General features: G+C 46.5%; 10 protein-coding genes. 6 read left to right on the top strand and 4 right to left on the bottom strand.

All coding sequences use genetic code 11. The annotated features are described in order from the left end of the window. Window positions 1-509: 509 nt before the first annotated feature. Window positions 510-2375 carry a leucine-rich repeat domain-containing protein gene (locus F4V51_RS03985; RefSeq protein WP_153976942.1) on the bottom strand — a complete coding sequence of 622 codons (1866 nt, stop codon included), beginning with the start codon at window positions 2373-2375 and terminating at the stop codon, window positions 510-512. A gap of 185 nt (window positions 2376-2560) precedes the next feature. After that, the gene (locus F4V51_RS03990; protein ID WP_153976943.1) at window positions 2561-3442 is read right to left on the bottom strand and encodes a GNAT family N-acetyltransferase; all 882 of its coding nucleotides are present in this window, start codon (window positions 3440-3442) and stop codon (window positions 2561-2563) included. Window positions 3443-3863: 421 nt separating this feature from the next. On the opposite strand from F4V51_RS03990, the gene F4V51_RS03995 reads away from it, so the two are divergent. From F4V51_RS03995 to F4V51_RS04005, 3 genes are all read left to right on the top strand, one after another. Next, on the top strand, window positions 3864-8309 hold the full coding sequence (locus F4V51_RS03995) for an endo-1,4-beta-xylanase (RefSeq protein ID WP_153976944.1): 4446 nt from the start codon (window positions 3864-3866) through the stop codon (window positions 8307-8309). Between the two features lie 333 nt (window positions 8310-8642). Then, window positions 8643-9542, top strand: a complete 900-nt coding sequence (cysD, locus tag F4V51_RS04000; RefSeq protein WP_095288547.1) for a sulfate adenylyltransferase subunit CysD — start codon at window positions 8643-8645, stop codon at window positions 9540-9542. 1 nt (window position 9543) lies between these two features. Next, window positions 9544-11217, top strand: coding sequence for a GTP-binding protein (locus tag F4V51_RS04005; RefSeq protein ID WP_153976945.1), 1674 nt, complete (start codon window positions 9544-9546; stop codon window positions 11215-11217). A gap of 214 nt (window positions 11218-11431) precedes the next feature. On the opposite strand, the gene F4V51_RS04010 is transcribed toward F4V51_RS04005, so the two are convergent. Then, entirely contained in the window at window positions 11432-11638 is a 207-nt protein-coding gene (locus F4V51_RS04010) for a DUF2536 family protein (RefSeq protein WP_153976946.1), read from the bottom strand. Window positions 11639-12179: 541 nt separating this feature from the next. Between F4V51_RS04010 and F4V51_RS04015 the strand changes: the two genes are divergently transcribed. Together F4V51_RS04015 and F4V51_RS04020 are read left to right on the top strand one after the other, a co-directional pair. Beyond that, entirely contained in the window at window positions 12180-13169 is a 990-nt protein-coding gene (locus tag F4V51_RS04015) for a tRNA dihydrouridine synthase (protein WP_153976947.1), read from the top strand. A 171-nt stretch (window positions 13170-13340) separates the two neighbouring features. After that, a complete protein-coding gene (locus tag F4V51_RS04020; protein ID WP_153976948.1) occupies window positions 13341-13910 on the top strand; it encodes an SF0329 family protein in 570 nt (189 codons plus the stop codon). Window positions 13911-14128: 218 nt separating this feature from the next. Here F4V51_RS04020 and F4V51_RS29455 read toward each other — a convergent pair whose 3' ends face one another. After that, complete coding sequence (locus F4V51_RS29455) at window positions 14129-14209, bottom strand: putative holin-like toxin (RefSeq protein WP_353057537.1); 81 nt, start codon at window positions 14207-14209, stop codon at window positions 14129-14131. 234 nt (window positions 14210-14443) lie between these two features. On the opposite strand from F4V51_RS29455, the gene F4V51_RS04025 reads away from it, so the two are divergent. Continuing rightward, on the top strand, window positions 14444-15604 hold the full coding sequence (locus F4V51_RS04025) for a cobalamin-independent methionine synthase II family protein (RefSeq protein ID WP_153976949.1): 1161 nt from the start codon (window positions 14444-14446) through the stop codon (window positions 15602-15604). Window positions 15605-15669 lie beyond the last annotated feature (65 nt).

The raw sequence follows: 15669 nt of genomic DNA on the forward strand, positions 1-15669 counted from the left end.
CAGATGCCATCTAATCCTTTCTTCAGGCTCTTCTTCCTGCATATAAAATAACTGCAATGCCGCATCAGACCTGCATTTCTCAGGCTTCTCCTCGCTCTTTTTCTCCCGCTTTAAATGCTTCCCAGATCTCTCTCCGCATCTATAATCAGCTCATTACCTGGCTTTGTTTCCTGCTTGCAGTAGTCCTTGAACTGTCCCTAATCCCTATCTTTTTCCCTTGCCTTTCCCTTGCACTGTTGTCACGACATTATTCAGATTATAATAAAGTTGTGATACAAAAAGTTGAGTCAAAAGTGGAGAAAAATACGGTTTTTTAGCATGACTTTATTTATGAGGGCAACGGTGGAATGCGGGTTTGAGGGCTGTTTTTTAGCAGGAGTTTATTCATACTGAACAGCTAAACATAAACAGAAGGGGTTCGAGAATTCATATATGATTCTCGAACCCCTTCTTGTCTTTGTTTTAATACCATCCATTAATTTGTGAGTAATTCTGGAGTGAGGCGGTAATTAATATACTCGCACACCCGTACCAAGCACCGATTTGTTTTGTACAGAATTACCGGATAGATATACCTTTTGCAGTTTAGGCAGCTGGCTTAGGGTCTCGATATTGGAAATGGCATTGTTCTCGAGATGAAGCTCTTCTATGGCCTGCCAGTTACTCATAAATTCGAGAGAAGCCAAATTGCTGTCTTGCAGAGTGAAGGAACGCAGAGCGGACAGTTTGGCAAAGTAAGGCATCATTTGGTCAACTTCATTAACAGAGGTGTTATTTATGCTGAAATACGGTTGCTCTAAGGTCAAATGTTCAAGCACGCTGTTCTCCGCAGCCGCCTGTTGTTCAAAGTTCAACCGGCACTCGGAGCACATCAGAGATTTGACCTGCTTCAAACGAAATAAAGCATCGCTCTCCTGATATAGTGACGAGTCATAAATGCTTAGGGCCTCCAGGCTGGACAAGCCGTCCAGGGCGCCTAGACGGGTTACTTCACTGACCTCCGAGAGGGAGAGCTGCTTCAGTTTCGGAAATTTCCCCAGCGCCGCCAAATTCAACTCTCCACTTCCGCCACGGAGCGTCAGGCTGGTTGCGGAGGGCGCTTTCAGCCCGGGGAGAAAGGAGCTCGGAATTTCTACTCGCTCTACTTTAGGCAGTGTCAGCGCTTCTGCATTCTCGTAGTAGCCGGACAACGTTAATTCCCGCAAAGAGGATAGGCTATTGATGGGCTTTACTGAACTAAGTTGACTTAGAGAAGCCAGGCGTAGTTTCGTGATGGAGGCCTTGCCAGCCAGGGGCTCCAGACTGGAGAAATTTACATTTTCAATATCCAGTGATTGTAAAGCAGGCATATTTTGCACAAAGTCGATGGACTTTACATTCGTTAAAAAGGACAACTGAAGCTCCTGAAGCTGAGTTAAGGCGTATAGCGGCTGCAGGTCTGTGGCTTCACTGTAATTGATGGACAGGGAAGTCAGCCCGGTCATAGACGACAACCATCCCAGTTCATTGGTATAGGTGAGCGACAGGGACTTGAGCGGCAGTTTGTTCAATAAAGAAAAATCCGTTACCGATTCATCCACATAGGTAATGGATAACGAGTTCAGATTAGGGAATTCCAACAGCAGGGCCAATTCCTGATTGCTTCGTAACTGGGTAGAGAGGTGCGTAACTTTAGACTTGTCACCAAAGAAGTCAGAAAACGTGCTGAAAGATTCGTTAAAAGCGCCTCCGTAGCTTTTTAATCCGGACATATGAGCAAACGTGGTTTGGTTCGACTGGGAGATTTCATAGGTATTCGTCAGGTCCAACGCCGTCAGTCCCTTAAAAGCTTCAAAATCTCGCTGATCAATCTGCTGGCTATTCAGTTTTTTGTCCTGAGTAACATACGTAATCTTCTCGGCCTGTTCATCGCTGAAGGGATCGGAGAGGCTATATGTAAACTTCCACTGATCATTCTCCGAATGCTCTACGGTTAAATAGCGAAGGCGAGCCAATTCCTCCTCTGTCGGCAGGGCAGACCCTTTATCGAAGATATCCCGCAAAAAGGAGAGCAGAACCTCGCTTTCAGGCATCTTTCGCACAGGCAGATTGGCTTCTGCTTGGGGATGAGTGGAGCTGACGCTGTAATAAAAATAAGTACCGATGGCCCCGGTTAGGAGCAGCATCAATATCAGCAGCAGCCTTACAGAGACGTTCAGCTTCGGTGCTGTTTTTGGGGGCGTTCCATGGTAGTGATTAATGGTCTGGTCCACGTAATAGACATGATTTTGCTTCAATAAAAGCTCTGTTTCACAATAGGGACACTTTAATATCTCACCCTCTTTGTATTCAATTCTTCCGTTGCAATTGGGACAGTTTAACGGGATAAAAGCCACGAATGTCCCCTCCTTCATTATGATGGTCATGAGATCATGCTGAACGGTCAGCTAATTGCATTATACCTTGTGAATTTACGTTTGATGAGAGAAAGAAGTTTCGCATAGCGAAGGAGCAGGGAAACCCTGCTCCTCTTTGATCTTTTTAAAAGGGCGGCTTGTTGTGGGCATGATTACATAAGTCATTAAGCGATCGAAGTAATCGGATGTTTAACTTGCACAGGGTAGAGAAGATCACCAGGTTTTTTTACAAATAAGCCATCATTGGTGAGGGTACTTTTTAGAACGAGATGTTCTGTTGCATCTGGTGTGAAATGGAAGGTTATTGTCCCTGTATCCTCATCTGCAATCTGATGTAAAATATCGATCATATGGACTTCGTTTAAACCAATAACATCGAAGAGGTCAATATTATTGTCTTCCTTCTGATAAATCACGATGACCTTTTTATTTTCTAAGTAATAAATATCGTTACTGAACACATTCAGGCAGTAATACATGAGTATGCCTTGAGTCTGGGCGGTTCCGAAATGTTGCGAAACAGGTAGCCTTTCGGATGCAAATTTAAGAATAAGGCGTAAATCCTCCGCATTAGTAACATCGAGTTTTCGAAGGTTCGCAGGCTCGGGTGATTTTTTTGCCTTATAATCCATTGAAAAAAGATGTTCTTCCACCGGTTTAAACCCAAACTTGGGGTAAAAATCAAGCACCGATTCATTGGCAAAAAGGTACATGAGATCGTACTTGTTGTCGTATTCCTCTAAAATCTTGTTCATTAAACGAGTGGATAGTCCTTTCCCTCGATAATCGGGATGTGTCATCACCGTGCCGATTTGAATTGCTTTTTTCTTCTCCCCGTGAATGATGAGTTCAAGGATGTTAACAGAAGCGTTGGCAATAACCTGGTCTCCATCTACAAATGAAAAAGGTATGTATCCTTCTCCCCAAAACCCTTGTTGGTACCAGTTTTCAAACTTTAAATCAAAAGTGTTAGCAGCAAGTTCGAAGAAACTCTTTCGAAAGACTTCATTGTTTTTATAATCCTTCTTAAATATAAATTCCTGCATTCTATGCCCCCCCCTTAATGTTCAAAAGTGACTGGCTGTATATTATTGGTATTATCTAGTACATGACCTGATATATCAAGCATCGGATTCACGGAAACGCTTGAATGTGGATTTGATGTATTTGATAGAGGTTGATCATGGTATTGAACATAACAATTTGGTGACGAGTAATGAATCACCGTTTCAGCTTATATAGCTTCTCGAGTCTATCTGCCGTGGCTGATCATCGGACGAAAAGTATGTCCATACCCTTATCAGACTTGATATAGTCCTGAAATAATCTAGGATTCACCTTTAATTTGGAGTAAGAATTCTCTTCCATGAAGTGGTATTATCTGGTGAGAAAGGAGGCTGGTTACAGTAAATTATGTAAGCGCTTTACATGGTTTATAAAAAATTTGGTATGGGGGGAAGGCTTCGAATGAGGAAATCATTTAAGCAGGTCGTTTCCGGGTTACTCGCAGTGGCTCTGCTTCTTCCGGGCGGCTTGACGGCTCAGGCAGTAAGTGCAGCAGATCCAGCAGCATCGAATTCACAGATTGTCTATCAGGAAACATTCCAGAATGGTAAGGGCAAAGCAACTCAATCCGGCGGTGCCCAGCTGGAAGCTGTCACAGGCAAGTCGTTTGAGGGCAATGATGATGGAGCAGCGCTAAAAGTCAGTAACCGATCCAATAACTATGATGGCGTGGATCTTGCATTCACAGATCTTGGTTTGACCGATGGCAAACATTATTCTGTAACCGCTTCCGTTTATGTCGATACGGATATTAATCCACCTGCAGCCGGGAAGGCTGTCCTGGAGGTTGTGAGCAATAAGGGCGTTGATGGATCTGAGGCATACACTGGAATTAGCTCTGCTGACTTTATAGCCGGCCAAGGCATTACGCTAACCGCTGATCTCTCCGTTAACAGTGTGGACAAGACAGCTCTGCGAATCAAGTCTGATGAAGCAGGTAAGGGTGTCTCATTCTATATTGGAGATATCACGATTACCCAGGCAGCAGCACCTGTCGAACCCACGGTAGTCCTTAACCAAAGTTTTGAGGACGGCAGTACTGGTGGATGGGGCAAGCTGGGTTGGGGATCAAGCGGCGATACTGCGGTCGTTGACGACGTAGCCTCCGGAGGTACGAAGTCTCTGAAGTTCTACAATCGGGCCGATGAGAAAGCCGTTCCTGCCCTCGTACTTACAGGCAAGATGAAATCCGACCGTAAGTACGATATCTCCCTCAAGGTTAGACTCGGTTCTGGTGAAGGCCAGTTCCATCTGGCTTCCAAGATCGATTCTGAAATTCTAGCGGATGATCAGAAGTATCCTTGGATTATAGGGAACAAAATTGTAACCGCTTCCGAATGGACTTTATTTGAAACCAAAGGCTACGAAGTGCCTTCTAAAACGAATGAGGTCATCATCTATGTTGAACCATCAAACAATACGTTAAAATCCGATATTTACATTGATGAAGTCATCATCACTGATGTAACTCCTGGTGAAACCGCACCAGAGATTGTGGATAAAACAGGAATCACTGCAGACTTTGAGAGCGGTCTGGATGGATTCAAAGCACGCAATGGCCGTGAAACAGTAGACCTCTCCCAAGACGATAATCATACACCTGACGGCAAGCAAAGCTTGCTTGTAACGACTACGGCACAATATGATGCAGCATTGGTTGATGCTACAGGCAAAATGGCGAAGAATCACGAATATGAGCTATCTGCATGGGTGAAAATGGCACCAGGCGAGGCGCCTACAACACTTCGTATTAGTGTTCAATACGCGGAGAGTGGCTATGCGAACGTTTCACAAAATGCAACGGTTACAGATCAAGATTGGGTACATCTAACAGGAAAGTATACACTCACGACGACTCCAAGCGTACTCAATGCGTATATTGAAACGGCAAATGACGATGGTGGGAACCGTACCTTCTTCCTGGATGATTTTGCTCTAAAATATGTGGGTCCTGTAACTGCTGCCCCTCCGATTCAAGAGGACCTTCCTGATCTGAAGGAGGTTTACAAGGATCATTTCCTGATCGGTAACATTGTTAATCCGGCGACCTTTGACGAGACCCGGCTCAAGCTGCTGACGAAGCATCATAATGTCGTCACGTTTGAGAATGATATGAAGCCGGATTATGCGTATAACGCGGACAGACAATTTGATTTCTCTGCAGAAGATGCACTTGTCCAAAGAGTACAGGATGCAGGCCTTGATCTGCACGGTCACGTGCTCGTATGGCATGCGCAGTCTCCTACATGGCTGCATACGGCAGCAGACGGCCAACCTTTGAGCCGTGAAGAAGCTCTGGAGAACCTGAGAACACATGTTCAAACGGTCGTTCAACACTTTGGTGACAAAGTCATCTCCTGGGACGTTGTTAACGAAGCCATGAACGACAACCCAGCTAATCCGCAAGATTGGGAAAATGCATTGCGTAACTCTGGCTGGTTACAGGCCATCGGCCCTGACTATCTTGAGCAGGCATACCGTGCAGCCAAAGAAGTCATTGACGAGAATGGCTGGGATATCAAGCTTTACTACAATGACTACAACGATGACAACCAGAATAAATCTACAGCGATCTACAGCATGGTGAAAGAGATCAATGAAAATTACGCCAAAGATCACCCTGGCGAGAAACTGATTGATGGCATCGGCATGCAAGCCCACTACAATTTGGGTACGAGATTGGACAATGTGAAGATGTCACTCGAACGTTTCATTTCCTTGGGTGTGGAAGTCAGTGTTACCGAATTGGACATTATGGCAGGCACGAACTCTGCAATCACTGAAAAAGAAGCGAAGCAGCAGGCTTATCTGTATGCCTCATTGATGGATCTCTACAAGAAGAACAGCGAGCATATTCCGCGTGTGACTTTCTGGGGATTGAATGACAGCACGAGCTGGAGAGCCGAGCAGAATCCAACCTTGTTTGACAAGGATTTTCAAGCCAAAGAAGCGTTCTACGGGGTCGTTGATCCGGAGAAGTATCTGGCAGAACATCCACCCGAAGAACTTGATTACAAGAAATCAACTGCCCTCTATGGGACACCATCCATTGATGGTTCTGTAGACAGCATATGGAGCAAAGCTCCTGAGTTGAAACTGGATACGAAGCAAATGGCGTGGTCCGGTGCAACAGGAACGGCAAGAGTACTGTGGGATGACGACAATCTCTATGTGCTTGCTCAAGTCAGAGACGATCAACTGAACAAGACCAATCCAAATGTATGGGAGCAGGATTCCGTCGAGGTGTTCGTCGATGAAAATAACGGCAAAACGTCCAGCTTCCAGGATGATGATGGACAATACCGAGTGAACTTCGAGAACCTTGCTACCTTTAATCCTGCAGAAATCGCAGCAGGTTTCGAATCCAAAGTCGCTGTTTCCGGTACCAACTACACGGTCGAGATGAAAATTCCATTCAAAAAGGTGAAGCCTGCGAATAATGCCAAGATCGGCTTCGATGCGCAGATTAACGATGCCAAAGACGGCAACAGAATCAGCGTAAACGCATGGAATGATGCATCCGGTCAAGGTTACCAGGATACGTCCGTATTTGGTGAATTGACGCTCACGGGCAAACCTTCTCCAGGAGGAAACGACGGTGGAGGAAACAACAGTGGCGGGAATAATGGTGGCAGCAATGGCGGATCGAACTCCGGTACTACTCCGCAGCCGCAACCACAGCTTCCAGGCAGCGACTCGGCAATTGTGCCAGTAGTGAAAGTCGAAAATGGAACAGCCACAGCAACCATTTCAAGCGACAGCCTGAATAAAGCGATTGAACAGGCTTCCCCAGGTACAAATGGCAAGAAACAGGTTAGCATCGAAGTGCCGAAGCTGGCTAATGCCCAATCCTATGTGGTGCAGCTGCCAACTTCAAATCTGCAGAGCAATAATAATGTTGAGTTTGTACTTAAGACAGAGCATGCAGCACTTCTAATTCCGTCCAACATGCTGTCTAATATTACGGAACAAGCGGGCCAAGTCTCTATTCAGATTAGCAAAGTCTTGGCAGATCGCTTGAGTGCAGAAGTCCGCGCCAAAGTGGGCAGCCGTCCGGCGATCGACCTTAGCATCAAAGCTGGGGACCGTGTGCTGGCATGGAATAATCCAGCAGCGCCTGTAACGGTATCAGTGCCGTACACACCTGCTGGCCAAGAACTTGCCAATGCACATCAACTGGTGGTCCTGAATATTGACAGTCAAGGGAAGGCAGCAGTTGTACCGAACGGACGATACGATGCTAAATCCGGATCGGTTGTGTTCAAGACAACGGAATTCAGCACGTATGCCGTAGCCTACGTAACCAAGTCTTTTGCCGATGTACAGCATGTCCTATGGGCAAAAGAAGCCGTCGAAGCAATGGCGGCGCGCGATATTATTAAAGGCATATCGGATGAGAGCTTTGCTCCTGCAGCTTCCATCACGAGAGCTGACTTTATCACCCTGCTGGTGAGAGCCCTTGAATTGAAGGGCAAGGACATGAACACGGCAGCCTTCAGCGATGTACAGCCTACTGCTTATTATGCACAGGCCGTGGCCATTGCCAAGGAGCTGGGGATCGCCTCTGGATTTGAAGACAACATGTTCAAACCAGGCAGCAGCATTTCCCGTCAAGACATGATGGTTCTTACAGCGAAAGCCCTGAAAGCAGCAGGTAAGCCATCTGTCGGCAGCGGAAATCTGGCTTCGTATTCCGATGCTGCGAGTATTTCTAATTATGCGGTGGATAGCGTAGCTTCCCTCGTAGAAAGCGGAATCGTCAACGGAAAAGGTGGCAAAATCGCACCAACTGAATTATTGACCCGTGCTGAAGCAGCGGTGATTCTGTCCCGCATCTGGAACATGTAGGTAATTGTAAAGGACATTCTGAAATAACGAGGCAACTCATTAAAGCTGCTGTCTGTACTTTACAGACGGCAGCTTTTTTCAAATCCCATGGCCCTCGATCATGATTGTAATATAGATCGTTAACCAACCAATTCCATTTGCAGTTCAGCAAAAATCATTCGTTTAGGTGATTTATGATAGGAGGGAGCCGCTACTCCATGCTGAATATTGTCGATCCAACACATAGACATCATAAATTTTACTTTTTTCCACTTTGCAATAAAGAGGGAATCTGATAGGATAAGTTTATAAATACGATGGTTTTAGTGAGGATTAAAAGGAGGCCGCCTTGCCATGCAAGAACTAACACATCTGGATCAACTTGAGGCTGAAGCGATATACATTATCAGAGAAGTAGCAGCGGAGTGCGAGAAACCGGTCATGTTATATTCCATCGGCAAGGACAGCTCGGTCATGCTGCACTTGGCCCTAAAGGCTTTTTACCCCGAGAAGCCGCCGTTCCCATTCATGCATATCGATACGACCTGGAAATTTAAGGAAATGATAGAGTTCCGCGACCGGAAGGCGAAGGAATTTGGTATCGAGATGATCGTGCACTCTAATGAAGAGGCTATTCAACAAGGAATCAACCCTTTCGACCATGGTTCCGCATATACCGACATTATGAAAACCACAGCCCTGAAGCAGGGATTGGATAAATACGGATTCACGGTTGCGTTCGGTGGCGGAAGACGTGATGAGGAGAAGTCGCGTGCGAAGGAGCGGATTTTCTCGTTCCGGAACAAGAACCACTCGTGGGACCCGAAGAACCAACGTCCGGAGATGTGGAAGCTGTTCAACACGCGAATCAACAAGGGAGAGAGCATTCGAGTCTTTCCGCTGTCCAACTGGACTGAGAAGGATATCTGGCAATACATTCGTCGGGAGAACATCGATATTGTTCCGCTGTACTCCGCGGACGTAAGACCGATCGTTAATCGTGACGGGCATATCATCATGGTGGATGACGAGCGGATGAAGCTTGAGCCTGGCGAGAAGATCGAAATGAAGAAGATTCGCTTCCGCACGTTGGGTTGTTACCCGCTCACGGGCGGAGTCGAGTCCGATGCTGTTACGCTGGACGAGATCATTGAGGAGACATTGGGTGCGTTATCCTCCGAACGGACCAGTCGGGTTATCGATCAAGAAGCAGCGGGAAGCATGGAACGACGCAAACGGGAGGGCTATTTCTAACATGAAGAGTCTACTTAAATTCATTACCTGCGGAAGTGTGGATGACGGCAAGTCCACGCTGATCGGACATATGCTCTATGACGCCAAGCTGCTGTTCGCCGATCAAGAGCGCGCACTTGAGCTCGATAGTCGATTGGGAAGCCGAGGCGGCAAGATTGACTACTCGCTGCTCCTCGATGGTTTGCTGGCCGAACGCGAACAAGGGATTACCATTGATGTGGCTTATCGTTATTTTACGACGTCTCATCGTTCCTTCATCGTGGCTGACACACCGGGACACGAAGAGTATACGCGCAACATGGCTGTAGGTGCTTCCTTTGCCGATCTAGCCATCATTCTGGTGGACGCTACCAAAGGCATCATTACCCAAACCAAACGCCATGCCCGGATCTGCGCCCTGATGGGGATCAAGCATCTTGTATTGGCTGTGAACAAGATGGATCTGGTTGGCTTTGATCAGGGGACATTCGAGGCGATCAAGGAAGAGTTCATCCAAACGACGGCCGAATTCCAAATCAAGAGCATTCAGGTCATTCCCGTGTCCGCTACGGAAGGGGACAACATCACAACTAAGTCGCCAAATAGCCCATGGTACGAAGGGTTAGCTTTATTGCCTTATTTGGAAAATATAGATGTTCATACTACCGATGATACGAAGCCTTTCATGATGCCGGTTCAGCGTGTAAGCAGACCGGACCATACGTTCCGTGGGTTCCAGGGCCAGATCGAGGCTGGAAAGGTTTCGGTCGGAGACGAACTCATGACGCTGCCAAGTCGGGAAAAAGCAAAGGTTAAGCGGATTTTGGTGACGGACCAAGCTCAGGATTCGGCTTATGCTGGCCAACCGGTTACGATACAACTGGACCGCGAAGTTGATGTCTCGAGGGGTTGCGTGCTCACGACGGACAATCAAGTCCAAGAAGCTGACAGCTTCGCTTCTACGATCCTGTGGATGGACGATTCTGTTCTGACTCCGGGCAAGCATTATTGGGTCAAGGTCGGAACGAAGACTCTTCCAGGCACTGTAACGGCAATTACTCATAAAATTGACATTAACACGGGCCAGACCGTTCCGGCGGATCAGATTGTTAAGAACGAATTGGCCAAGTGTGAATTCACGCTGTCGGATCAGATCGTCTTCGATTCCTTTGAACACAATAAGAGCATCGGAGGTTTTATCCTCATTGATCGTGTCACCAACATGACGTCCGCTTGCGGAGTCATCGATCAAGCGCTGAAGGGAGACAGCCGATTTGCCACGCTGGATACGGGGATCACGAGAGAAGTTCGCGCCCAGCAGAAAGGACAATCGCCGCTCACAGTCTGGTTTGCTGGCTCGGATACGGTAGCTCTCGCCAAGGAAGTGGAGAAGCGACTGGTGTCATCCGGTTACCATACGATGCTGCTTGAGAGCGTCAGTGGAGAAACGCTCCGCGGAACGGCGGAGATGGCAAAGGTGTTGAACGACGCCGGCCTGATCTCATTGGTATCCCATGATTCTATCAGTGCGGGCGAACTTGAGACAGCACGAGAGATCATTGGGGGCAAAGGATTTATCGAAGTTAACGCAGATGAGATCGGCGGAATTTCCATCCAGGATGCCGCAAAATCCGTGGTTAAACGAGTCGTGCAATCCGTTATCGATCACAGTCCTTCGAATAACTACGACATTTAATAAGCATGTCAGATACAGCGGTTGCCGATCAGGCAGCCGCTTGTTTGCTTAAGATTAATGAGCAGTTAAAAATCTTGGGAATTCTTATGTAAGAGTCGGTGTGAAAGAATATAAAGCACAAGTTTGAAAAAGTAGATCACAAAACAAAGCAAAAACCGGATTGAATATAAATCAATCCGGTTTCTGCTGTTCCCATTTATTTACCTGTACTCCATCAATCAACGGCAAAATGCACAACGGCACTATATAACATCTTGTTGTGAATGGGGTGGTACGTCACTTGATGCTGAACCTGCTTCACTCGCAGCATCAGCGCTTTGTTGATTCCGATTCGGTCTTCAATCGTACGCTCCAGTTCTTTGAAGTCATAAGCCTGCAGGCATTCGACTTTGTCTTTGATCATATCCAATGAAATTTCCATGTTTGATTCAGGCCACCTTCATGTCACGATTTGCAGGTACAAAAGCCTGCCGAGCTTTAATTGTAGAGGAGCTCGTTCGGTTCGGCAAGAGCGGACAGCGAGAATCATTAGAACGAAGGAGCCGGTTTGATTTATATATGGGGGAGGCAAAGCGGGAGTTGAGTTAGGCTTTGAGACATGACGAATAAACTCGTGCTGAAAATCAGCTTGAGACGTGATAAAATTAGAGAAAGGACAAATGGAGTAGGGGAAACCCGGATCCAAGTTCCATTGGGTAAATAGCCAAGAGGGGCATCGCCCCTCTTTTTTATGCGGCCATGAAAAAACTTTGCGTCTGTTCAGATTAAAATGTATTCGTTTGGACGCGGCTTTAACATATAATGCTGTTTGAACTACGCTGCGGTAACATGGTATAAGTGAAGATGGTGTAATTGAAGAAGAAGCAGTAACATTCGTACCCAATGGATGAACTAGGGAATGAACAGATATTTACTATTCTCGGGGCCATGTTGGTCCCGGTATATATAGAGGAGTTTTTAAGATGAAAGACAATTTTTGGCGTGAATTGCCACGACCATTTTTTATATTGGCACCGATGGAAGATGTAACGGATGTTGTGTTTCGCCATGTTGTGAGTGCAGCGGCCAGACCGGATGTATTTTTTACGGAGTTTGCGAATACGGAGAGTTACTGTCACCCGGAGGGGAACAAAAGTGTACGCGGGCGTTTGACGTTTACAGAGGATGAACAGCCCATGGTAGCTCATATCTGGGGAGATAAGCCGGAATTCTTCCGGGAAATGAGCATCGGTATGGCGAAAGAAGGCTTTAAAGGCATCGACATCAACATGGGTTGTCCTGTAGCCAATGTGGCGGAGAACGGGAAGGGCAGCGGGCTGATCTGTCGTCCTGAAACGGCTGCGGAAATTATCCAGGCTGCGAAAGCCGGGGGACTGCCCGTAAGTGTAAAAACAAGACTTGGTTTCACTGAAGTGGACGAATGGCGCGACTGGTTGACCCATATTTTGAAACAAGACATCGTGAATCTCTCGATTCATCTGCGCACAAGAGAAGAAATGAGCAAGGTAGATGCTCACTGGGAACTGATTCCGGAGATTAAAAAACTTCGTGATGAGGTAGCACCCAATACTCTGCTGACCATTAATGGGGATATTCCTGATCGTCAGACTGGGTTGAAGCTCGCTGAGCAATATGGTGTGGATGGCATTATGATTGGGCGTGGTATTTTCCAGAACCCGTTTGCTTTTGAAAAAAAGCCGAAGGAACACACCAGCGAAGAACTGCTTGGTCTGCTGCGGCTTCATCTTGATCTCTATGATCAATATTCCGCACAGGAGCCGCGTTCGTTCAGCCCGCTTGCTCGCTTCTTCAAAATCTATGTTCGTGGATTCCGCGGGGCAAGTGAACTTAGAAACAGCTTAATGAACGCCAAATCCACAAAAGAGGTGCGCACGCTGCTAGATGAGTTTGGAAGCAAGAATCATGATGAGGTTGAGGTACAAGGAAATTAAGATGCAGTAGGTTGGCGTAACAATAGACTAACCTTGGGAAAACATGGCCGACTTGGCTGTGTTTTTTCTTTTGAAGACCACATCATAGAGGATAAGCACAGGTTATTGTATGATGGATTGTAGAGAAGCCACCTAAAAGTTGGTTATGAATATTGAACAAGGGAGAAATCAATGTCCTGGAGTAAATTGAAGCAAAATCTAGAGAGTTTCCTCTGTCCAGCATTAGTAGGAAGGGTGGAATACCGATCAACCAGCTATCGCTATTCATCTGATCGACCAGGAAACTGTTACCTTGCCGTAGATAAGAAGAACATACTCAATATGAGTGACTCAACAACCCCAATCCGCTGGTACCAGACGGAGCAGGAGATCAAGAACGATCCGAATATTGAAATTCCTGTGGATGATGAAGAGATTGAAGCGATTCGAAAAGAGAGCAAAGGAGCCATTCCAGAGGATCGCCTGCACGTCATTGCAAGAAGCAGAAAAATCTCTGTCCTGGCCAAAGAGCTTTTGTCAGCTCAGTCATCATTAAGCAAATCCAATTTTACGGCTGCAGCGACTACGTTTTTATCAAGACCTATTGAAGAAAGTTTGGAGAGTCAAGATATCTTGCTGAACATTCTGGCTTTGGTAGACAGACGCGTTGGCAAAAAACGAATTTTGAACATGTCCGAGAAGATCAAGTTAAAGCATCCAGCCGTGCAATATTTTTATGAAATTCGGCGTAGGACGCTGTGATTTAGTTGAGAGTTAGATGGATATCATTTTTTTCTACGCCTGCTAAGCCATGAATTGAATTCCTCATTCGTCATGTTATAATAAGGGCATGAACAGCTTATAATGCAAAGAGAGCCGTGCTGTAACACGACTCTCCGCGCAATAGCCGCTTTTAAGGGCGGTGGGCTTAACAAGAGGATATACGTCAAGTAGACCGCAACCTTTGCTCGGGGGGCGGTCTACTTGTGTTTATTGGACAGCAGCGCTACAATCAGCGAACCGAAGGTAAGCATCAGCATAATCGCTTCAAACACTGTCACAAGGCATCACCTCCCTTCCGGGAGATTAGCCGACCGCCCATATCAGCCTTTCTATTACTATCCGATTATACCATAATCTTCATTTCTCTCGATGGGCATTCAAAGTAAACAGGTAGTAAAAGATAATTGGTTTTGCTATAGCTTTTAGCTATAACTAGTTATCTTCTTTTGGTTATTCTTCTAACTCCTTTCCGCGTGCTATGATAGCCCTATACAACGAGGGGGGTTATTTACATGACTGATAAGTTCCAGATCGTAGGAAGTTTGTTGCGGCCCGAAGAGCTGCTGACATATAAAACTCAAATTGAGCATCGTGATGATATACAGTACCCATTCTATGAAAACTTTGAAGGATATGCCGAGTGCGAGACTGCAGCGGTGAAAGAGGTCGTACAAAAGGAAATCGAGCATAACCTGTCGGTGGTTACGGACGGCGAGTTCTCCAAGTCGATGTGGCATCTGGACTTTGTCTGGGGCTTTGACGGAATCGAACGCTATATTGCGGACCACGGTTACTTTTTCCGGGATGTGGATGGAACATCCAAATATGAAACTCGCAAAGATATCGGATTGCGCATTACAGGTGAACTGAGCGGTAAGAACCATCACTTCATTCAACTGTTCAAACAGCTGCAGGATACGGCAGGCGATCAGCAAACAAAACTTTGCGTACCGTCACCTTCCCATATCTTCGGTGAGCTGTCCTGGTCGGATAACATCGGCGGTACGGATGCTGTATATCAGAACAAACAGGAGCTCAAAGCGGGTCTTGAGAAGGCCTATAAAGAATTCGTAGCGGAATTCGCTGCGGCTGGCGGCAAAATTCTGCAATTCGACGACTGCCTCTGGGAGCTGTTTGCAGACGATAACCCGAACTCTCCATTTACCGGCGAGCACATTGATCAAGAGGAAGTAAAGGGTCTCGCTGCTGAATTTATTGAGATTAACAATAACGTAATTGACTTCGGTCACAGCCTGGGATTGAAAATGTGGACACATAACTGCCGCGGTAACTACGATTCCCGCAATATGGGTGGTGGGTCTTATGCGAAGATCGCCAACCTGTTCCTGAAACAGTTGAAATATGACCGTTTCTTCCTGGAATGGGATGATGACCGTGCAGGTTCGATCGAAGCGCTGGAAGTGTTCAAGGACAGACCGGAAACGGAAATTGTTCTCGGCCTGCTGTCTTCCAAAACAAGTACACTCGATGATGAAGCACGCGTCATCCGTTTGCTTGACGAAGCATCCAAAATCATTGATAAGGATCGTCTGCTGCTCTCCCATCAATGTGGGTTCGCCTCCTGCGATGGCGGTAATGAGCTGAGCGAAGCTCAGCAATGGGCGAAGATCGACCAAGGTCAACGCATTGCCAAGCAGTACTGGAATAACTAATTTAATAGAAGCACTATTTTAGATAAAAGGGATGACTCCAAGGGCCGTTTACGGACCACGTGAGT

Origin of the sequence: Paenibacillus xylanilyticus (assembly GCF_009664365.1) — a bacterium.
GTDB classification, from domain to species: domain Bacteria; phylum Bacillota; class Bacilli; order Paenibacillales; family Paenibacillaceae; genus Paenibacillus; species Paenibacillus xylanilyticus_A.

Bases quoted from the DNA above. Each gene is read 5' to 3' on its own strand.
- F4V51_RS04015 (WP_153976947.1), top strand. From the start codon at position 12,180: ATGAAAGACAATTTTTGGCGTGAATTGCCACGACCATTTTTTATATTG.
- F4V51_RS03995 (WP_153976944.1), top strand. From the start codon at position 3,864: ATGAGGAAATCATTTAAGCAGGTCGTTTCCGGGTTACTCGCAGTGGCT.
- cysD (WP_095288547.1), top strand. From the start codon at position 8,643: ATGCAAGAACTAACACATCTGGATCAACTTGAGGCTGAAGCGATATAC.
- F4V51_RS04010 (WP_153976946.1), bottom strand. From the start codon at position 11,638: ATGGAAATTTCATTGGATATGATCAAAGACAAAGTCGAATGCCTGCAG.
- F4V51_RS03990 (WP_153976943.1), bottom strand. From the start codon at position 3,442: ATGCAGGAATTTATATTTAAGAAGGATTATAAAAACAATGAAGTCTTT.
- F4V51_RS04005 (WP_153976945.1), top strand. From the start codon at position 9,544: ATGAAGAGTCTACTTAAATTCATTACCTGCGGAAGTGTGGATGACGGC.
- F4V51_RS04020 (WP_153976948.1), top strand. From the start codon at position 13,341: ATGTCCTGGAGTAAATTGAAGCAAAATCTAGAGAGTTTCCTCTGTCCA.
- F4V51_RS04025 (WP_153976949.1), top strand. From the start codon at position 14,444: ATGACTGATAAGTTCCAGATCGTAGGAAGTTTGTTGCGGCCCGAAGAG.